Annotated in this window: 17 protein-coding genes; 5 read left to right on the top strand and 12 right to left on the bottom strand. The window is 63.4% G+C overall.

What is annotated here, in order from left to right; genetic code table 11:
• Positions 1 to 259: 259 nt before the first annotated feature.
• From ACFSNN_RS33340 to ACFSNN_RS33350, 3 genes are all read right to left on the bottom strand, one after another.
• Positions 260 to 1594 carry a sugar efflux transporter gene (locus tag ACFSNN_RS33340; RefSeq protein WP_134464541.1) on the bottom strand — a complete coding sequence of 445 codons (1335 nt, stop codon included), beginning with the start codon at positions 1592 to 1594 and terminating at the stop codon, positions 260 to 262.
• 172 nt (positions 1595 to 1766) lie between these two features.
• Complete coding sequence (locus ACFSNN_RS33345) at positions 1767 to 2300, bottom strand: hypothetical protein (protein ID WP_134464539.1); 534 nt, start codon at positions 2298 to 2300, stop codon at positions 1767 to 1769.
• A gap of 140 nt (positions 2301 to 2440) precedes the next feature.
• A complete protein-coding gene (locus ACFSNN_RS33350; protein WP_012427147.1) occupies positions 2441 to 2737 on the bottom strand; it encodes a DUF2628 domain-containing protein in 297 nt (98 codons plus the stop codon).
• A gap of 260 nt (positions 2738 to 2997) precedes the next feature.
• Here ACFSNN_RS33350 and ACFSNN_RS33355 point away from each other — a divergent pair, with 260 nt between their 5' ends.
• Positions 2998 to 3318, top strand: a complete 321-nt coding sequence (locus ACFSNN_RS33355) for a thioredoxin family protein (protein ID WP_134464537.1) — start codon at positions 2998 to 3000, stop codon at positions 3316 to 3318.
• Positions 3319 to 3375: 57 nt separating this feature from the next.
• Positions 3376 to 3795 (top strand): secondary thiamine-phosphate synthase enzyme YjbQ, encoded by a 420-nt coding sequence (locus ACFSNN_RS33360; RefSeq protein ID WP_134464535.1) that lies wholly within the window; start codon positions 3376 to 3378, stop codon positions 3793 to 3795.
• A gap of 15 nt (positions 3796 to 3810) precedes the next feature.
• Here ACFSNN_RS33360 and ACFSNN_RS33365 read toward each other — a convergent pair whose 3' ends face one another.
• From ACFSNN_RS33365 to ACFSNN_RS33375, 3 genes are all read right to left on the bottom strand, one after another.
• Positions 3811 to 4833: an alpha/beta hydrolase gene (locus ACFSNN_RS33365; protein ID WP_134464533.1), complete on the bottom strand. Its 1023-nt coding sequence runs from the start codon at positions 4831 to 4833 to the stop codon at positions 3811 to 3813.
• A 133-nt stretch (positions 4834 to 4966) separates the two neighbouring features.
• Positions 4967 to 5263, bottom strand: a complete 297-nt coding sequence (locus ACFSNN_RS33370) for a hypothetical protein (RefSeq protein WP_134464531.1) — start codon at positions 5261 to 5263, stop codon at positions 4967 to 4969.
• A gap of 144 nt (positions 5264 to 5407) precedes the next feature.
• Positions 5408 to 7561 (bottom strand): hybrid sensor histidine kinase/response regulator, encoded by a 2154-nt coding sequence (locus ACFSNN_RS33375; protein WP_208949588.1) that lies wholly within the window; start codon positions 7559 to 7561, stop codon positions 5408 to 5410.
• Positions 7562 to 7870: 309 nt separating this feature from the next.
• Between ACFSNN_RS33375 and ACFSNN_RS33380 the strand changes: the two genes are divergently transcribed.
• Together ACFSNN_RS33380 and ACFSNN_RS33385 are read left to right on the top strand one after the other, a co-directional pair.
• Positions 7871 to 9436, top strand: a complete 1566-nt coding sequence (locus tag ACFSNN_RS33380) for an FAD-dependent oxidoreductase (RefSeq protein WP_134464527.1) — start codon at positions 7871 to 7873, stop codon at positions 9434 to 9436.
• Between the two features lie 28 nt (positions 9437 to 9464).
• Positions 9465 to 9647 (top strand): hypothetical protein, encoded by a 183-nt coding sequence (locus ACFSNN_RS33385; RefSeq protein WP_134464525.1) that lies wholly within the window; start codon positions 9465 to 9467, stop codon positions 9645 to 9647.
• A 146-nt stretch (positions 9648 to 9793) separates the two neighbouring features.
• Here the strand turns inward: ACFSNN_RS33385 and ACFSNN_RS33390 are convergent, their stop codons facing one another.
• The 3 genes from ACFSNN_RS33390 to glgX form a co-directional block, all read right to left on the bottom strand.
• A complete protein-coding gene (locus tag ACFSNN_RS33390; protein WP_134464523.1) occupies positions 9794 to 11827 on the bottom strand; it encodes an AI-2E family transporter in 2034 nt (677 codons plus the stop codon).
• Between the two features lie 162 nt (positions 11828 to 11989).
• Positions 11990 to 12169, bottom strand: coding sequence for a DUF2934 domain-containing protein (locus ACFSNN_RS33395; protein ID WP_134464521.1), 180 nt, complete (start codon positions 12167 to 12169; stop codon positions 11990 to 11992).
• 153 nt (positions 12170 to 12322) lie between these two features.
• Positions 12323 to 14539, bottom strand: a complete 2217-nt coding sequence (glgX, locus tag ACFSNN_RS33400) for a glycogen debranching protein GlgX (protein ID WP_134464519.1) — start codon at positions 14537 to 14539, stop codon at positions 12323 to 12325.
• Between the two features lie 268 nt (positions 14540 to 14807).
• Between glgX and ACFSNN_RS33405 the strand changes: the two genes are divergently transcribed.
• Entirely contained in the window at positions 14808 to 15209 is a 402-nt protein-coding gene (locus ACFSNN_RS33405) for a PRC-barrel domain-containing protein (RefSeq protein ID WP_208949587.1), read from the top strand.
• A 208-nt stretch (positions 15210 to 15417) separates the two neighbouring features.
• Here the strand turns inward: ACFSNN_RS33405 and ACFSNN_RS33410 are convergent, their stop codons facing one another.
• The 3 genes from ACFSNN_RS33410 to ACFSNN_RS33420 all read right to left on the bottom strand — a co-directional run bounded on the left by ACFSNN_RS33410 (position 15418) and on the right by ACFSNN_RS33420 (position 18921).
• Positions 15418 to 15876, bottom strand: a complete 459-nt coding sequence (locus ACFSNN_RS33410) for a response regulator (protein ID WP_377689639.1) — start codon at positions 15874 to 15876, stop codon at positions 15418 to 15420.
• Positions 15877 to 16096: 220 nt separating this feature from the next.
• Positions 16097 to 17773, bottom strand: coding sequence for an ATP-dependent DNA ligase (locus ACFSNN_RS33415; RefSeq protein ID WP_134464517.1), 1677 nt, complete (start codon positions 17771 to 17773; stop codon positions 16097 to 16099).
• Positions 17770 to 18921 (bottom strand): ligase-associated DNA damage response exonuclease, encoded by a 1152-nt coding sequence (locus tag ACFSNN_RS33420; protein WP_134464515.1) that lies wholly within the window; start codon positions 18919 to 18921, stop codon positions 17770 to 17772. The genes ACFSNN_RS33415 and ACFSNN_RS33420 overlap by 4 nt, the downstream gene beginning before the upstream one ends.
• Between the last annotated feature and the right edge of the window lie 142 nt (positions 18922 to 19063).

Below are 19063 nucleotides of genomic sequence, written 5' to 3' on the forward strand. Positions count from 1 at the left end.
TCACTGTAGTAGTGTTTTTTCGCGTGCGCCGGACACACGGTAGCAGCCCTGAAGCGCGCTTGCAGTGAAGCGGGCAGCGCCGTACGCATCGAAAGACGATACGCCCTTTTGCAGAGGTTTTGCGCGGCGTAAAGTTCCTCCCGGTTGCAGTTGCGCTGTATTGCGAGGTGCGGCGCGCGCGCACGTTTCGATTCGGCTGACTGCCTTCTTACAGTTCGTTTCGCAGTTGGAGCGGTCGCGGCCGTTTCAGCCCACGCGTCTAGCGCTGCCGCTCCCGCTGTCTGGCCTGGAGCTTGCCATACTGCGAACGCGCAAAACGCTTCACGGCTTTCCACATCAACGGATAGCGGTATCCCGGTACGGCGAACAGCACCAGCGCGCACAGCGCCAGCAAGCCGCAGAACAGAAACGTGCCGCGATAGCTGAACGCCTGCACCAGCAAACCCGACAACACGCCCGAGAGAATCGAGCCGACGCGCGCCGCGTTGAAGAACAGTGCAGTGGCGCGGCCCGGCGCGTGCGGCATCAGATCCTGCACATAGGTCATGCCAAGACACGAAGTCACGGCGACCACGAAGGCGTTGAGCATCTGCATCGGAATCAGCACGTGGACGCCCCCCGCCAGCGACATGCCGACGAAATACACCGCGTGCACGGCGGCGCAGGCGGCTAGCCAGTTAGGCTTGTGCAGTGCCGACGACTTCGCGCCGAGCGCGAGCATCATCGGAATTTCCATCAAGGCGCCGAGGCCGAGCATGATCGACACGTCCAGGTGCGTGCCGTTCAGCCCGTGCACGATATAGAGCGGCAGCACGATCATGGTCGCGTTCGCGGCGAGGCCGAGCAGCGTGAGCGCGGCGACCGCGCGGCCGATGTCGTTGGCCGAGGCGACGCCCGGCAGATCCTCGTGCGCCTCTTCGCCCGGCGTGGTGAGCGGCGGCACGGTGATCGAGGCCGACGGCTCCGACGCGGTGTCTTCCACCGTGTGATCGCCCAGATGGCCTTGCGGCTCGCGCATGCGCCAGACGATCGTCGCGCACGCGCCGAAACTGGCCGCGGCGAACAGGAAGAGCCCGTAAAATCTGCTGGCGGCGAGCACCAGCGCGCCGACCGACGGCCCGAACACCCACGCCGCCGACAGAATGGTCCGCAAGGTCGCGCTGGCGAACACGCGCTCCGCCGGGTCCGCGACCGGCAAGGCGGCGCGGCTGAACGAGAACACCATTGAAATGGCCGAGCCGCCCGCACCGATAAAGACGATGCCGACCACCAGCAGCAGCCGGTAATCACGCACCACGCATAAACACAAATAGCCTAGCGCCGCGGCGATCAACGCGGCCAGCAGCAAGGGCCGGTGCCGTCCGCTCGCGTCGCTCCAGCGGCCCGCGAAGGTGCTGGCGAGCACACCGCTCGCCGCGATCAACGTCATGAACACGCCGAGCCTGAACGGCGTCATGCCGGCGCGCTCGACGCCGAACAGCGAAAGATAGGGAGCGGTGAACGACATCGCCACACCGAGCATGAGCGTCGCGGCGGCGAGCGGCTTGAAGCCGGGAATGCGCAGTAGATCGAAAAAACGCGAGGTCTTTAACACGAGGGGCGGTGGGTCAGAGAAAGCGAGCCTGCGACGCGCGATGCACGCCGCACACTTCGTGGCCGGAACGACCGGGGCATTATCGGCTTAGCTTGCGGGCGCGTAAACCCGTGCCATTGCGTCCCAAAATTGCAGGCCATCCGATTGCCGCACGGCTGGCGGTGTAAGCACGCTACTTGCCGTCCGTTGCGCGCATTTGCTGCGCTTGCGCCTTGTAGTCGTAGGTCGGATAAAACTCGGTGCGATAGCCGCCCCACGCGGTCGTTTCGATCGCCCGGTTGACTTCGCGCAGACGGCTCGCCGGCACGCGCAGCGTGACCACCTGGCCGATGCCCATCATCACGTACCACGACACCACTTCGATGCCGGGCGGCGGAAAAGTCTTGAAGAAACCTTGTGCGCGCAACTGGTCGTTGATCTTCGGCAGCGGCTTGGATTCGTCGTGGCGCAGGAAGATGGTGAGCAGGAAGGTGTCGTCGGAAGCCGACGCCGCCGATGCTGCCGGTGCGGAAGCTGACGCTGCGGTGGTGGTGGCGCTCGACGCGCCGGGTGAGCCGGTCATCCCGGCGCCTGGCGCTGCGCTCGGGTCCGCGCCATATGCAAGCGGCGCAATGCCGAGCGACACGGCCAGCGCCGCGCCGGCCAGGTTGCGACGCAGCAGGCTGGACAAGCCGATGGAACGGCGTTGAGCAACTGCATTAGGCATGGGATGCCTCCATGACGCGGTTGGGAATATGTTTGACTGCGCGCGCGTCGGTCTCTTTGTTTCGTTTCGTTTCGGTGCAAGCAGCGCGCGCGGCGTAGGGCAAGCAATATCCACTCCCGCGCGACACTCCCGACCGCGCGTTACAGCACGACGTAACCGCGTTTCTCCAAGGTCCAGCGGTGCCACTGATTGCCATACATCCCGCAAGCGATACCGAACAGCACCGACAGCACGAGTCCGATCAGGTCGGCAGTTTCGCCCCATAGACCCGAGCAGAAAAGCAGCAGGTTGATTGCCAGCATGACGAAAGCAGCAAACCACATCTTCTTCGACAATGCCCACACGAAGCCCAACAGACACGCGCCCCAACTGAAGCCGGTGGCCACCGCGACGGTTTCGTCCTTGCCGGGATACCGCAGATAAATCTTTTCGCCCATTTCTTCCCTTTTCGCCCTCGATGATTCGCCGCACGCCGGCGACACCCGGACGAATGTTTAACACGCCATGCCGGCAAGAATATGAGTTTGCGCGAAATTCACACCGCCGAGCGTCGAGCCGCGCCGCACCGCGCATCCAGGCGAAGCCACGCTCACTGACGATCCCGCGCATAGCTGCTACTCTTTGCGAATCCATCCGCAGGGGACGCCACGACGGCGCGATCCCCTGCCTGCACAGGTTAAACCGCTCCGGAGCACGCATGGCAACCCAGACAGCCTATTCTTCCAAAGCCCCCTCGCGAGCCCAGCTCGATGCCCTGCCGGGGGCCACCCTCGTCGAATTCGGCACGGACTGGTGCGGCTACTGCCAGGGCGCGCAGGCGTCGATTGCCCAGGCTCTCGAAGCGCACGACGGCCTCAGGCATCTGAAGATCGAAGACGGCCCGGGCCGGCCGCTCGGCCGCTCGTTCAAGGTGAAACTCTGGCCCACGCTGATCCTGATGCGCGACGGCGCGGAAGTCGCGCGCGTGGTCCGCCCGGCCAACGCCGCGGCAGTCGCGGACGTCCTGACGCCGCTCTGAGGTCTGGCGGCGCATGCGGCATCTTATGCGCCGCGCCATGTCCACCCGATCACTATCATGCGACAAGCCATCCATCATCTGAGCGTCAAGGCCCGCAGCCGCGGCCTCGTCGAATTCACCGGCGAAGCGCGCCGCTTCGTCGCCGCGCAAGGCATCGACACAGGCCTGCTGACGCTGTTTTGCCGCCATACGTCCGCATCATTGCTGATTCAGGAGAACGCCGACCCTTCGGTGCAACGCGATCTGGAGCGCTACTTCGCGAGCCTCGCGCCCGAAGACGCCGAGCGCTACGAACACGACGCCGAAGGCCCGGATGACATGCCGGCCCATTTGCGCACCGCGCTCACGCAAGTGCAATTGTCAGTGCCGGTCGAACACGGGCAGATGGTGCTCGGCACATGGCAAGGCCTGTATCTGTTCGAGCATCGCCGTCACACGCAGCAGCGGGACATCGTGCTGCATCTGATCGGCGAATGACGCCAGTTCACCGCCTCACAGCGGCGCCCCGCCGAACGCCTGGCGCTGCGCGAGGGACACGAAGGCCTGCGCGTCGCGCGCCGCCTGCACCACCGCTGCCATGCCGAAGAACTCGTGCGTCGCGCCCCGATAGTTGCGATGCTCGACGGGCACGCCCGCGCCGTGCAGTTTCTGCGCGAGCTTCTCGCCGTCCGAGCGCAGCGGATCGATGCCCGCCGTCACGATCACGGCCGGCGGCAAGCGTGACAGATCCGCGCTCACCACGTCGATCAACGGACTGGTGAGATCGCTCTCGCTGTTGATCACGTTATGCATGAACCACAGCATCATCGGCTTGTTCAAGGGTTTGGCGTTGCGGTTCTCTTCATAAGAGATCGACACGATGTTGTTGCTCGCCACCGGATAGATGAGCGCCTGATGCATCGGCATGCGGATGCCGGTATTGCGCGCGCGGATCGCTACGTTGATCGCCAGATTGGCGCCTGCGCTCTCGCCCATGATCGCGATCTTGTCCGGGTTGCCGCCGAGGCTCATCGCATTGCCGATCAGCCAGCCCCATGCGGCGAACGCGTCGTCATGCGCGGCGGGCAAGCGGTGCTCGGGCGCCTGGCGGTAGTGCGCGGACATCACGATGGCGCGGCTTTGCGCGGCCATCGAGCGCGGCGTGGCGTCGTAGGTATCGAGTTCGGCGAGCACCCAGCCGCCGCCGTGGAAATACAGAATCAGCGGGAACGGCCCCTCGCCTTGCGGCGTGTAGACGCGCGCCGAAATGCTGCCGGCCGCGCCCGGAATCATGATGTCCTGAGTGCGCACCGCTTCCAGTTCCAGCGCGGGACGCGCGCTGAATGCCGGGTCCTGCATGAGTTTCTTGACGGCGTCGGCAGGCGTGGGCTGCTGCCTCGCCTCCTCCACCGTGCAATCTTCGATGGGCTTCGGGTCGAGACTCTTGAGCGCCTCGAGCACCGCCTTCATGTCGGGATCGGCATGCCCCGTTGGATCCATGCCGACCATGCCTTTGATCGTATCGCCGAGTGTCATGTCCATGCTCCTGCGGAAAATGAGGGGCACGGATTCATCGGAGGCTTTCACGAACGGCGCTCGACAACCGTGCATGCAGTCAATTTCAGCAAGGGCTATACCTGTGAATGGCATACCGCCGGCTACGGTTGCATCACTGTCCCTTCGTATCGCTGCTAGCGTTCGCGCCCGGCATATTGGTCGAGTCGGTTGCCGGCTTCGTTTTCGACGACTTCATGTGATGCTTTTTAGCCGACTTCGAATGCGCCATCGCGCCGGATGCCTGCATGTCGCCGCCTTCACGCGTTGCGCCGGCATTGGTGCCCGCGTTCGGGTCGTTGCCGGCCGGACCGCCGCCACCGCCTCCACTGCCCTGCGCCATCGCAACCGACGAAGCGGCGAGCAAGGCCGAGATGAGAATCGCGCTGCGAGTCTTGCTTCTGGTGTTCATGACTTTCTCCTGTCCGAAAAGAAGTGGGTTGCGTCGGCCGGCTCGGCCAGATACGCATAACCTCGTCTTCTTCTCAGCAAGGGGTATGCCGCAAATCAAGGAACACTTCGAACATCCCAGGCCGCGTGCCGCGAACGGCGAGCCTTACGGTTCACACGCCACGAGCGCGTGCAGTTCGTCGATGTTGAATGGCTTGGCGAGTATCGCCACGCCCAGGCGCCGCGCGCGCTCGAGTTCGTCCGCGTAGCCGGTCATCAAGGCGATCTTCTGCGACGGCCACGCGCTGCGCACCTTTTCCGCGAGGTCGATGCCGTTGAGCTTGCCCGGCATCTGGATGTCGGACAGCACGAGTTCGAAGCGCGCGCCGCCCGTGAGGACGTCGAGCGCCTGGTCGGCGGTCGGCTCGTGACGCACCTCGCAGCCGAAAGTCTCCAGCACCGCCGCCACGCCTGCCGCGACTTCTTCGTTGTCTTCGACCAGCAGCACGACCCCGCTCGGCGCCAGCACCGGCGCAGGCACTGTCTCGGCTTGCACGACCGTTGTCTTCCGGCGGTCGCGATAGCGCGGCAGATACATCCTCACCGTCGTGCCGCTGCCCGGCACGCTGTCGATCTTCGCCGTGCCGCCCGCCTGTTCGCACATGGACAGCACCTGTGCAAGGCCGAGGCCGGTGCCCGAACCACGCAGCTTGGTCGTGAACAGCGGCTCGAAGGCGCGCCGCGCGACGGCTTCGGGCATGCCCTCGCCGTCGTCGGTACAGGCGATCAGCACGTATTCACCGTCGGGCAGCAAGGTGTCGCTGCCGACCAGCCGGTTGTTCTGGCAACGAATCACGAAGCGGCCGCCGCGGGGCATCGCGTCGCGCGCGTTGACGGCCAGATTCATGATTGCGAATTCCAGATCGGTCGGATCGGCCAGCACCTGCCAGACGTTCTCGACCATGTTCAAGGCGAGCTCCACGTTGTCGCCGAGCGCGGCGTCGATCAGTGGCGCGGCGGCGGGCAGCCACGTGGCGAGTTCGAGCGGCTGCTGTTTGAGCGGCTGCTTGCGCGCCACGCTCAGAAGGCGCCGCGTGAGCGATTCGGCGCTGGCGGTGGCGCGCTCCACCGCGAGCACTTCTTTCTCGACGTTGTTGAAGCGCTTGAGCCGCGCGAGCTCCGTGTTGGCGGAAACGACCATCAGCAGATTGTTGAAATCGTGCGCGACGTTGGCGACGAGATTGCCGAGCGCGCCCATGCGCTGCAGTTGTCTGCTCGAAGCTTCTGCGGAGAGACGCATCGCCACCTCGCCCTGCCAGCGTTCCCACGCGCGGCGCTCGCCTGCCAGTTGACGCAGCGAGTAGAACACCAGCAGCCAGATGGCGATGCAGGGCAGCGCAGTCAGTGCAGCGATCATGATGAAGTGCTGCTGCCATGCTTTGCCGATGGACGAAGTGGCGTAGGCGCTCATCACGTAGAGCGGATAGTCGCCGACGCGGCGAAACGCCAGCAGACGTTCCACGCCGTCCACCGTCGAATTCAGACGGACGTGGCCGGACAGTTGTCTGTCGCGCAATGCCTGGGTGAATTTGCTTCGCGGGCTGGGCTTCGCGCCCGCCGGCCACGGCGGATAGCGCACCAGCAGGCTGCCGTCCTGGCGGTACAGGCCCAGCGCGAGCGACGCATCGCCGTTGGTCAGCTCACGATAGAAGCGCGAGAAGTACTCGTTGCGCAGCGCCACCGAGACCACGCCGAGGAACTCGCCGTTGTCGTCCGAGCGGCCTGTCGCGGTGGTGAACACGTTGGTTTGCGAGAGCGGGCCGAACATCGGCAGAGAAAAATACGGCTGCGGGCGCATCGCTTTCGCGCCGGTGAAGTCCTCACGCTGCGCGATCGACATGGCGGGCGCGGGATACGTGCGGCTCGACACCAGCAGATCGCCTTGCGCGCCAAGCAGATAGATCGACGAGACCTGCGGAAAGTCGCCGCCGATTCCGTGCAGGCGGTCGTGCAGCAGCGCCTGGCGCGCGCGGATCTGCGCGTCGTCGTCATTGCCGAGCAGTTCGACGATGCGCGAGGACATCTGCTGGTTCAGATCCATCACCTTGACGGCCTGTTCCTCGGCGACGCGCGCGAGCCGGTCGATCATGTCGTTCGAATCGGCGATCCGGCGCTGGTAGTCGAAGTAGCCGTAGCCCGCAAGGCAGAGCAGAGGAAACGCAATCGACACGGCGAGGACGATCAGCAGCATGCGCCGCGTCGCCGCGAAATTGCGCGACGGCATGGGGAAATCGACTGCTGCACGTTCCGCACGTTGCACGGTCACGATCTCCATAAAGGTCAACACAGGTCAGGCACGTCATGGCGCGTCATGCTCGCCGCATGTTCGTGCGCTGTTTCTTTTTCCCTGAATTTACCGCACTTCAGCGGTTCTCCATAGTGCGCCGGGTGAGGAAACCGCACTTGTGCCGGTGCGCGCCGGTGGGCACATGAATTGCTGGACCATAAGGGTTATACGACCTGAAAGCGTGCTGCATTGCGGCGTGCTCATGCGTGTTTGCGCTGCTTACGCTGCTCTGCGCTGATCTGTGCTGTGCTTTCTCACTCCAGCGTCCGCGAGGAACCCGCCATGCCTACGACTGCCCGATGCGTCGCTCAGCTCTCGCAACTGCGAACCGACCGCGCTGAACGTGTCGTGGTGAACGACGAAAAGATTCTGCTGGTACGCGACGGCGATACCGTGCACGCCTATTCCGCCGATTGCCCGCACGCGGGTGCGCCACTCGAAGAAGGCGCGCTCTGCCACGGCCGGATCATCTGCCCGTGGCACAAGGGCACGTTCGACGTCGCCACCGGCAACGTGCTCGAACCGCCCGCGCTGGTCGGGCTCGACCGCTATCCCGTGACGGTGACGGGCGACGACGTGATGGTCACGCCGGAAAAGATTCCGCAACCGGCGGGCAGCGCCAAGGCCAAAGAACCGCATTACGTGGTAATCGGTGCGGGCGCGGCAGGCGCCGCCGCTTGTGCGGCCCTGCGCGAATCTGACTTTAGTGGCCGCGTCACGCTTGTAGGCTATGAACCGCATGCGCCTTACGACCGCACGTCGCTAAGCAAATTCGTCCCCTCCGGTGAAATGGCGCCCGCCGATGTACCGCCGCTCCTCGCGCCGGACTGGCTTGAGAAGCACGACGTCGAGCGCATCGTGCAGAAGGTTGCGCGGCTCGATGTGCCCGCCCGCACGATTCATTTCGAAAGCGGCGCCGCGCTGAAGTACGACACCGCCTTGCTCGCGACCGGCAGTGTGCCGAAGCTTCCTCACATTCCCGGCGTGGAACTCGGCGGCGTGCACGTGCTGCGCAGTCTCGACGATGCCGCCGCGCTCGTCGACGCCGTCGGCGACGATGCCGGCCAGACCCAGGTCGTCATTCTCGGCAGCAGCTTCATCGGACTCGAAACGGCTGCCGCGCTGCGCAAACGCGGCACGCCAGTGACCGTCATTTCGCCGGAGAAAGTGCCGTTCGCGAGGCAGTTCGGCGAGCGCGCGGGCGCGATGTTCCGCGCGCTTCACGAGCGCAACGGCGTGGTGTTCCATCTGGAAGCGAAGGTCGCCTCGCTCGAAGGCGAAGAAGGCAACGTGCATCAGGTGATGCTCGAAAACGGCGAGCATGTCGCTGCCGAGGTCGTGCTGTTAGGCACGGGTGTCACGCCGGCTACCGGTTTTGTCGAAGGCCTGCCGCTGCAAAAAGACGGCGGCGTGCTCGTCAACGCGGGCATGCAGGCCGCGTGCGGTCTCTACGCGGCGGGCGATATCGCCGTGTTTCCGCTGCACGAGGATCAGGAACCGGTGCGTATCGAACATTGGCGCGTTGCCCAGCAGCATGCGCGCATTGCCGCGCAAAACATGTGCGGCGCGCGGCATCGCTATGCCGGCGTGCCGTATTTCTGGACCTATCACTTCGGCAAGAACTTCGAATATCTCGGCCATGCGAGCGAGTGGGACGAGATCGTGACCGACGGCGACCTCGACCGCCAGCAATTCCTCTCGCTGTACCTGAAGGACGACAAGGTGGTCGCCGTGCTCGCCTGCGAACGCGAAGCGCAGACCGCGCAGCTAATCGATGCCATGAGAAGCGGTGTGTCGCGCGCGGATGCGTTGGCAATCGTCGGCGGCGCTTCGTGCGTCACGAAATGAACAACCGGTAACCTGAAGGAGAAACGCCATGACAGAACACAAGGAAAAGCACCCGCACTCGAACAAGAGCGAAAAGCAGATCGACAAGCAGGTCGAAGACAGCTTCCCCGCGAGCGATCCGCCTTCCACCGGCGGCACCACGAAGATCGTCCCCGACAAGGATGCCGCTTCGAAAGACAAGTCGGCCGCAAAGAAACCGGCTGCACACTAGGCCGCGGTGAGCCGCGTCAAGCGGAGATGAACCGCCCTGCCGCGTTGCCGGCGGGCGGTTTTTTTCAACGATGTATCGCACCGTTCAGACGCGCTGCAGTCGCATCGCCGAGCAAAGAGAACAACTTTCAGTGAAGTCGTGGCGACTTAACCGTTGACCACGATGGGCAGCTCCTCCTCGGCCCGGCTTCTCGCCGAATCGACACGCCAGCAAGCCGCGAGAATCTCCTGCAGCGTGCGCGCATAACACTGCGCCCCCATTGCGCTTTGCAGATCCGCGCGCCACTTCTCCGTATCGGGGTCCGCCCACAATCCGACCACGATCGACACGTTCGGCAAGCGTGCGCGAATGCGCCTGACCAGATAGCGCAAATGCGACGGAACGCCGTCGATCTGCAAGTAGAGAATACAGACGATGCCGATATCATCCGCGTCGAGCTGATCGATCGACGCGCGCGATGCGGCCTCATGCGGCAACGCACGTGACTTGAAGCCGTGCTTGCCCAGCAGCTGCAACAGGATAGTGGTGGCTAATGCGTCTAGCGGGCCGCGTCCGGGAATGCATAGCACGCGGCTGCAAGCAGCGAGCGGCGACGGGTTCGTTGCATGTGCTTCTCCCGAATGGCCTGGCGCAACGGGCCGTGGATTCGCCGCTTCAGTTCGTGCAACATCGGATGCGTCGGACGCTGAAGGCGCCAACGGCCCTGTCGGACTCCAGTTCTCGTCCACCGCAGCAGTAGCTGGTTCGCGGTCGTCGTAACCGTCGAGGCCGTCCACGAGGTCGTTCGTCGTCGCCTCGATGCGTGCAAGCTGCGTTGCCGTCACACTGCCGCGCATTACGTCGTTGGCCGCGAGCTGCAGGCCCTTGATCGCGACCTCGTCGTAGTACGAGGACAAGGAGCGCTCGCGCAGCAGGAGTTCCGCCTGCTCGATCGCTTCGTCCGGGTCGCCCGCCAACGCACGCTGATAAAAATTTTCCACGGGCGTCAGCGCGGGCTGGTCGCCTAACAGCACGTCGAGAAACTCCAGGCGCCGCACATGCCGGCCGAGCACGAGCAGGCAAAGCGTCAACGGCGTGGACAGAATCAAGCCTATCGGCCCCCAGATCCAGCTCCAGAAAATCGCGGCCACCACGACCGAAAACGGCGAGAGCCCCGTGCTGCGTCCATACAGCAGCGGCTCGACGATCTGCCCGACCAGTACTTCCACGCTGACGAACAGCGCCAGCGACCAGATCGCCATTGTCCAGCCCGGACTCACGGCGGCGGCGAGCGCGGTGGCCAGCGTCGCCGAGATCCATATGCCGACGTAAGGCACGAGCCGCAGCAGCGCCGCGAGAATGCCCCACAGAATCGGACTCGGCACACCGATCATGAACAGCCCCGTGCCGATGATCACGCCGACGCCCGCGTTCAGGCCGAGTTGCGAAACGAAGTAACGGCTCAAACGCCGCGCGGCTTCGTCCATTACCGTGGTCGTGCGGTGCAGGTCACGCGAGCCGAACAGACGGATGGCGCGGTCGCGCAGATCGTCGCGTTGCAACAGGATCACCACCATCACGACGAAAACGATAAACGCCGTTTCGAGCGGACTGATCGCCGGCGACAATACACGTCTCGCGAGTTCGAACGGCGTCGGCACCGGCTCGCGCACTTCGACCGGCACGGCAGCGGGCTCGCTGGCTGTCGAACGCGCACTGTCACGAGACGCCGGGCCACGCTGCGGCGCCGGTTGCGGCGGCTCGACTGTCGCGCGTTGCAGCGCCTGGCCTGCCGCGCTCGCAAACCGGTTCAGTTTGCCGATGGTCAGGCTGTGCGCCGTCTCCATCTTCTGCTCGATGGTCGCCTGATAACGTGGCATGCCGGCCGCAAGATCGGTCAGTTGCGTGGCAATCACCGCGCCGAGCATTCCGATCACCGATACCGAGATCACCACGGCGGCGAACACCGACGCCACATGCCCAAGCCGCAAACGCATCAACGCATTGGCGAGCGGCGCGACGAGAAAGCTGAGCAGGATGGCGAGCGTGATCGGAATCAGCACGGCGCTTGCGAAGTAAAGGCAAGCGACCGCCGTCACGCCCACCGCGAGCGAGATCAGGCTGTCCAGGCTGAAGGCCGTGGCGGGCGCTCGAATGTGCGCGGCCGGCCTCACGCCGCGCGGTTCGGGGATGTCCTTCATTTGCGCAAAACTGTCCGGTTGTGTTGAGTTCCCGTTCCTGTCAGGCGAGACGTGCGAGGCGAATTGCACACGCGGATGGTGGCGACGTGCCGACGCGCTGTCGCGCCTCGCTCATGTGTTCAATCTTCGCGTTCAACCTTCTGTCGCGTTGCGATAGCGCGCTTACTTCACAGGTTCGCCGGAATCCGGCCCACTTTCCACTGGCGGCGCTTCCTTCTCTATCTCGGCGCGTGCCTGATCCCAATACTCGTCGGGCGTGCCCTTGGGATCGTCAGCCTGCTCCCACAGGTAATAAGCGCGCATGCGGATCTGTTCCTCTTGAGAGGTTTGTTCCTGTTCCATTTGATCACCTCGGTTGAACCTGGCGTGGGCGGATGTCGGCTGCTGAACTGCGCGCAGGCCGCCGCAAAACAGCGGCGCGCGTGCAGTCTCTTGCAATCGAGCAAGCGCTATACCCGGCGGCGCAAGCTCGACTGCGTTTCACGCCCGGGCCCGTCACGCTCCGGCGGAGGGTTCGCTTTCGTCAGTGGTGAGCTGCTCTTCGAGGCGGTCGAAGACACGCTGCGTCGCGCGGTTCGGTGCGTCGAGGGCGAACAGCAGGAGTGAGCGTCCCGTCACCTGATACGCGTCGCCGGCGCTGAACAGCGGCAATTCGGAACGAACCGGCATGTTGGTGTCGACGAGGCAGGTCCACCGGTCGCCCTCGGGAACATCGGGTAGCGTGAAGTTGACGACATCGTGATGCGCGTTGAACACCAACAGCAAGGTCGCGTCCGAGGCCGGCCGGCGTATGCCGCTCGCCTGTGCGCGGCCGTCGATCACGAGGCCGAAGCAGCGCATCGACGGATCGTCCCACTGTTCCTGCGAGAGATCCGTGCCGTCCGGCGAAAGCCAGCGCGCGTCGGTCACGTCCAACGCCTCGTTGTATTCGCCGATGATAAAGCGGCCACGCCGCAATACCGGCAGACGGTGACGAAGCGTGGTCAGATTCTTGACGAACTCGGTAAGCGCGCGGCCGTCGTCGTCGATGGCTTCCCAATCCACCCAGCTGATCTCGTTGTCCTGGCAATAGGCGTTGTTGTTGCCCTGTTGCGTGCGGCCGAATTCGTCGCCCGCGAGAATCATCGGCGTGCCTTGCGAGAGCAGCAACGTGGCCAGCAGATTACGTTTCTGGCGCTCGCGCTGTTGACGAATCTCCGGATCGTCGGTCGGACCTTCCACGCCCATGTTCCAGGACTTGTTGTCCGAGTGGCCGTCCTTGTTGTCCTCGCCGTTGGCTTCGTTGTGTTTGTCGTTGTATGAAACCAGATCGTTGAGCGTGAAGCCATCGTGCGCGGCAATGAAGTTCACGCTGGCCCACGGGCGGCGGCCGCGATGATTGAATTTGTCGCCCGAGCCGGTGAGGCGCGTGGCGAGATCGGCGACCTTGCCTTCGTCGCCCTTCCAGTATTCGCGCACCGTGTCGCGAAAGCGGTCGTTCCACTCGGCCCAGCCGGGCGGAAAGCCGCCGACCTGATAGCCGCCCGGGCCGCAGTCCCACGGCTCGGCAATCAGCCGCACGCTCGAGAGCACCGGGTCTTGCCGGCAACTGTCGAGGAAACCGCCGCCCTCGTCGAAGCCGTGCAGTTCGCGGCCGAGAATCGTGGCGAGATCGAAACGGAAACCGTCCACCTTCATTTCCGTCACCCAGTAGCGCAGGCTGTCGGTCACCATCTGCAGCACGCGCGGATGCGACAGGTTCAGCGTGTTGCCGGTGCCGGTATCGTTGATGTAATAGCGCGGCTCGTCGGGCATCAGGCGATAGTACGACGCGTTGTCGATGCCCTTGAACGAGATCGTCGGGCCACGCTCATTGCCTTCCGCGGTGTGGTTGTAGACCACGTCGAGAATGACTTCGAGATTGTTGTTGTGAAAGCGGTCCACCATCTCCTTGAACTCGCCCACCGAATCGATCGACGAGGCGAAGAAACGTGGATCGGCCGCGAAGAAGCCGATCGTGTTGTAGCCCCAGTAGTTGGTGAGGCCTTTATCGAGCAGATAGCTGTCGTTCACGAAGGTCTGAATCGGCATGAGTTCGACCGACGTGACGCCGAGGTTCCTGATGTAGTCGAGCACGACCTGTTGCCCGAGTCCGGCGAACGTGCCGCGCAGATTTTCCGGTACTTCCGGATGCCGTTTGGTAAATCCGCGCACATGGGCTTCATAAAAAATCACGCGCTCCCACGGCAGCGCATTCCGCTCGGGATGACTCCACGAAAAGTTGGCGTCGACCACCTTGCATTTGGGCACGAAGGGCGCGCTGTCGCGCTCGTCGAAAGAAAGGTCGCCCTCTTCGGAATCCAGCGTGTAGCCGAAGATTTCCGGCGCCCATTTGAGCTCGCCAATATGCGCCTTCGCATAGGGATCGAGCAGCAGCTTGTTCGGATTGAAGCGATGGCCCTTCTCGGGTTCATAAGGGCCATGCACGCGATAGCCGTACACCGCGCCCGGTTTGAGGTTCGGCACGAACACGTGCCACACCTCGTCGGTATATTCAGGCAGTTCGATGCGTTCGATTTCGTTTTCGCCCGTTTCATCGAACAGACACAATTCGACCTTGGTGGCGTGCGCCGAGAACAGCGCGAAGTTGACACCGCTCCCGTTCCATGTCGCGCCGAGCGGAAAAGGGGTGCCCTCCGCGATGCGCGACGAGTAGTTGGCCTGGAATGACATAGTGGTTCCTGTGGAAGCAAGAGGCGCTGGCGCGCGTGTTTTAGTTCAAGGGTGGATCAGTCGATGCAGGAATTTCCGGCCGCATGGAATGCACCATCGGAACGCCGAACAGCAAGCCCACTAAATAGCAAATTCCGGACCTGAGAGCATTCGTGCGAGTGTTTGGGTGCCGCGGCACAACTCTTGCAGCCGGCATGGTGAAGGCCGACTCAGTGAGGCGCGGCGCGGTACAGGAAGCGCCGCACATTTCATCAGGGAGAAAATCATCATGCAACGAAAGATCAAGCCGCTGGCCGCCACCGCCCTGCTTCTCGCCACGCTGGCCTCGTATGGCCATGCTTACGCTCAGGGCGCGCCTCAGGCAATTACGGAGAAACGTACGGACGTGGTGCAACTCGCAAGTGGCTACCGCGCGTCCAAGTTGAGTGGCGCCGATGTTTATAACAAGTCCAAGGACACGATCGGCACGTTGGACGATCTGATCGTCTCACCGAGCGGCGACCGCAGCACGTATGCAATTCTGTCGGTAGGGGGATTTCTCGGCATGGGCAAACACCTGGTCGCCGTGCCGTTCAACGATCTGCAGATCAATAACCGCCGTGTGGTGCTGCCCGAAGCCACCAAAAAATCGCTTGAGGCGTTACCTGAATTCAAGTACGCCCCGGACTGATCAAGGCCTTTCGATTCCATTGACCAGCTGCAAGGAACTAGCCTTGCAGCTGGATTTTTCTATAGCGTCTGCAATGTGTGATCAGAAATTCGCTCGGCACGACGATATATTCAATTAACCTAAATAATCTGCGTGCCGCTAAACGCTCGATCTGCGGCGAATTCCACTACTGCTGCATGGAGAATTTCTTTCAAACCGTGTGCAGCCTTTACGACGGGCCGGCCACGTGCAGCGCCGCCGCCGATTCAAGCACCCGCAACAGACGCTCGGGCGTCAACGGTTTCGCGCAATGCGCATCGAAACCAGCGGCTTTCGCACGTGCGCGGTCATCACGTGAGGCAAACGCTGTACACGCCACCAGCAACATATGAGAAGTCAAAGGATGGGCGCGCAGGCGCCGGGCCAGTTCAAGGCCATCCAGCCCCGGCATCTTGATGTCCAGCACCACCGCGAACGGCTGCCATTCACGCGCCATCTCGCAGACGGCAAAGGGATCCTCGAGCGCGCGGCACTCGAAGCCGTCGGCAACCAGCAACATCTGCAATGCTTCTGCCGCTTCCTGGTAATCGTCCACCACGAGGACGCGCCGGTGCGACGCCATCGCGTACTGGATAGGCCGCCACACTACGACGTCTTCGTTATCGTCCATCCGGTCGTCGAACGTCACCATCTTCTCCTTGGCATTTGCGCGTGCCACTCGCGGGCACTTCGAAACCTGCGTGCAAGATTCGCTCCTGCCACGCGGACAAAACTCATCGTTTGCCGGACGATGGTCTTCCAGTTGCGTCGCGTTCGCGACGTACGCCTTACCTCATCACCTTAGCTCAGGCAATAAAATGCCGCTGGCTAAAAACCCTGCACCTTTTTAGGGATTTGTACTCAGCGGGTTATCCCGCACGATCGTCGATGAAGCCCTTTAGCATTGCCAGCGTATCGGCGTCGTCGATATGTTTATCGGTCCGCCAGCGCAGCATGCGTGGAAAACGCACCGCCACGCCGGACTTATGACGCGGACTCGCCTGAATGCCTTCGAAGCCGATTTCGAAGACCAGCGTGGGCGTGACGCTGCGCACAGGGCCGAATTTTTCGATCGTGGTCTTGCGCACGATCGCGTCCACCTGACGCATTTCTTCGTCGGTTAGACCGGAATAAGCTTTCGCGAAGGGCACCAACGTGCGCACGCCGTTCGCCTCGTCCCAAACCGCGAAGGTGAAATCGGTGTAGAGACTCGCACGGCGGCCGTGGCCGCGTTGCGCGTAGAGCAGCACCGCATCGATTGCATACGGATCGATCTTCCATTTCCACCACGTGCCGGAGGCTTTGGTGCGGCCCACGCCGTACATCGATTCGCGTTGCTTGACCATGAGCCCTTCCACGCCACGCGCACGGCTCTCGTCACGTAACGCTGCAAGCGCCTGCCAGTCCGCTGCGCCAACCAGTGGCGACACGCGCAGCAGATCTTGCGCGAGTGTGCCTTCGATTGAAACAGCCAGCGCCTCCAGTCGCGCGCGCCGCTCGACGAGCGGCGTCATGCGCAGGTCCTCACCGTGCGCTTCGAGCAGATCGTAGGCAAGCAGCGTGGCCGGCGAATCGGCGAGGATTTTTTTAGTCAGCGTTTTGCGTGCAATGCGCGGTTGCAGGCGCGCGAACGGCAATGGCGCCATGTCGCCGGGTTCCCAAGCGAGAATCTCTCCGTCGACCACGAAACCATCCGGCAAGGCTTCGCCCAACGCCGCCACTTCGGGGAATCGATCCGTGATCAGATCCTCGCCGCGTGACCATAACCAGACACGCCCGCCACGTTTGACGAGTTGCGCGCGAATGCCATCCCACTTCCATTCGATCTGCCATTGCGATGGATCGCCGAGCGTCGCCGGATCGGCTTGCAATGGATGCGCGAGAAAGAACGGATATGGCAGGCCGAGGTCGCTCTCATGCGGATGATCTCCGGCCTGTGTCTCATCGCCTGTCGCTTCCGGTGCGATCAAACGCAGATAGCGCGCGGCATCGGGCTTCTGTTGCGAGTCGGTCCAACCGACCATGCGTTGTGCGATCCGCTTATGATCGACGCCCGCGACTTCCGCCAGCGCCCTCACCACCAGTTGCCGCGCAACGCCCACCCGAAACCCGCCGCCGATCAGTTTGGTCAGCAGGAAACGGCCGCCCCAGTCGAGTTCGTCCCAGTAGCTGAGCAAACGCGTGCGCAACTCTTCCGGCGTCGCACCACGCAAAGTCAGCACGCGTTGCTCGATCCATTGCGTGAGACCCAGTTCGGAACTGCGTTGCGCGGGCGGCAGGATATGAGCGATGGTTTCGGCCAGATCGCCCACTGCGTGATAGGACTCTTCGAATAACCACGCGGGCAAGCCGGCACGCTCGCGGGCGATCTCGGTCAGCAGACGCGTCGGCACCGATTGGCGCGGTTTGCCGCCGGCTAGAAAATACGACGCCCACGCGGCGTCTTCCGGTTCGGCCACGGCGAAGTAGCTGGTAAGCGCTTCGAGTTTGTCGTGCGTGGACGTGGTCGCGTCGAGCGCGGTGTAGAGGGCGGCGAAACGTTTCATACGCGGCTCGACGGGTTGGACGCGTTGGCCGTGTCATCAGTGGAGGCGTCGCGCCCGGCGGCTTGAGCGAACTCGTGCGGCACGCTGCCAGTCGCGGCGGTTTCATCCGCGCCCGCGGCATCGGCTTCGACCGTATCGTCGCCATATTGCGTTTCAAACGCGCCGGCCTCGAGGCCTTGCTCGCGCAACCATCGCACCATCGGCTCCACCGAGCCGTGCGTGACGATCACGCGTTCGGCGCCCGTTGCCTGAATGGCGGTTTGCAGGCTGGGCCAATCGGCGTGATCCGACAGCACGAAGCCACGGTCGACCCCACGCCTGCGGCGCGCGCCACGCAGACGCATCCATCCCGACGCGAACGCATCGCTATAGTCGCCAAAGCGCTTGAGCCATGCGCTGCCCTGCGCGGACGGCGGCGCCACGATCAATGCCTGGCGGAACGCCGCCTTGTCCTTGACCGGTATCTCGCTCACGAGCCGCACCGGCGGTAAATGCACGCCGGCGTCGCGATATGCGCGATTGAGCGGCTCCACGGCGCCGTGACAGAAAATCGGCCCAATGCCCGCATCGACACTCGCGAGCACGCGCTGCGCCTTGCCGAACGAATAGCAGAACAGTACGGACGCGCGTCCTTCGGCAGCGTTATGACGCCACCACGAATCGACACCGTCGAATACGGTTTGCGGTGCGTCCCATCGGTAGATCGGCAGGCCGAAGGTCGACTCGGTAATGAAAGTGTCGCAGCGCACCGGCTCGAAGGCATCGCAGGTCGGGTCGGGGTCGAGCTTGTAGTCGCCCGAGGCGACCCACACGCGACCACGATGTTCGATCCGCACTTGCGCCGAGCCGAGCACATGCCCTGCGGGATGCAGCGACACGGTCGTGCCGTTGAGATCTACACGCTCGCCATACGGCAGGGTTTGCAGTGATATGCCGGGCAAACGCGACAGCAGTACCTCCGCTCCTGCATGCGACGCGAGGTAGTGCCGGTGCCCGAAGCGCGCGTGGTCGGAATGCGCGTGAGTGATCACCGCCCGTTCGACGGGACGCCACGGATCGATATAGAAGTCGCCAGGCGGACAATACAAACCCTCCGGCCGCGCCACCACGAGGTCCGCAAGATCTGCTTCGTCAGAGGCTATAGTCAATGGTGGTTCCGATGAAAAGCGGGTGTCTTGCAGGACGCTGATGCAACTGCGCGCAACCTCGATACAACCGCCAAGCAAACTGCATTCCTGGCACCTGCCAGTAACTCGGAATGCCGAAGAGAAACGGCAACGTGAGCGTGGC

Source organism: Paraburkholderia dipogonis, assembly GCF_042680985.1.
In the GTDB taxonomy this organism is placed as follows: Bacteria; Pseudomonadota; Gammaproteobacteria; order Burkholderiales; family Burkholderiaceae; genus Paraburkholderia; species Paraburkholderia phytofirmans.

Excerpts from the sequence above, each read along its gene's own strand:
- ACFSNN_RS33380 (WP_134464527.1), top strand. The coding sequence starts at position 7,871 with ATGCCTACGACTGCCCGATGCGTCGCTCAGCTCTCGCAACTGCGAACC.
- ACFSNN_RS33360 (WP_134464535.1), top strand. The coding sequence starts at position 3,376 with ATGCGACAAGCCATCCATCATCTGAGCGTCAAGGCCCGCAGCCGCGGC.
- ACFSNN_RS33405 (WP_208949587.1), top strand. The coding sequence starts at position 14,808 with ATGCAACGAAAGATCAAGCCGCTGGCCGCCACCGCCCTGCTTCTCGCC.
- ACFSNN_RS33345 (WP_134464539.1), bottom strand. The coding sequence starts at position 2,300 with ATGCCTAATGCAGTTGCTCAACGCCGTTCCATCGGCTTGTCCAGCCTG.
- ACFSNN_RS33355 (WP_134464537.1), top strand. The coding sequence starts at position 2,998 with ATGGCAACCCAGACAGCCTATTCTTCCAAAGCCCCCTCGCGAGCCCAG.
- ACFSNN_RS33370 (WP_134464531.1), bottom strand. The coding sequence starts at position 5,263 with ATGAACACCAGAAGCAAGACTCGCAGCGCGATTCTCATCTCGGCCTTG.
- ACFSNN_RS33385 (WP_134464525.1), top strand. The coding sequence starts at position 9,465 with ATGACAGAACACAAGGAAAAGCACCCGCACTCGAACAAGAGCGAAAAG.
- ACFSNN_RS33365 (WP_134464533.1), bottom strand. The coding sequence starts at position 4,833 with ATGACACTCGGCGATACGATCAAAGGCATGGTCGGCATGGATCCAACG.
- ACFSNN_RS33415 (WP_134464517.1), bottom strand. The coding sequence starts at position 17,773 with ATGAAACGTTTCGCCGCCCTCTACACCGCGCTCGACGCGACCACGTCC.
- glgX (WP_134464519.1), bottom strand. The coding sequence starts at position 14,539 with ATGTCATTCCAGGCCAACTACTCGTCGCGCATCGCGGAGGGCACCCCT.
- ACFSNN_RS33395 (WP_134464521.1), bottom strand. The coding sequence starts at position 12,169 with ATGGAACAGGAACAAACCTCTCAAGAGGAACAGATCCGCATGCGCGCT.
- ACFSNN_RS33390 (WP_134464523.1), bottom strand. The coding sequence starts at position 11,827 with ATGAAGGACATCCCCGAACCGCGCGGCGTGAGGCCGGCCGCGCACATT.
- ACFSNN_RS33350 (WP_012427147.1), bottom strand. The coding sequence starts at position 2,737 with ATGGGCGAAAAGATTTATCTGCGGTATCCCGGCAAGGACGAAACCGTC.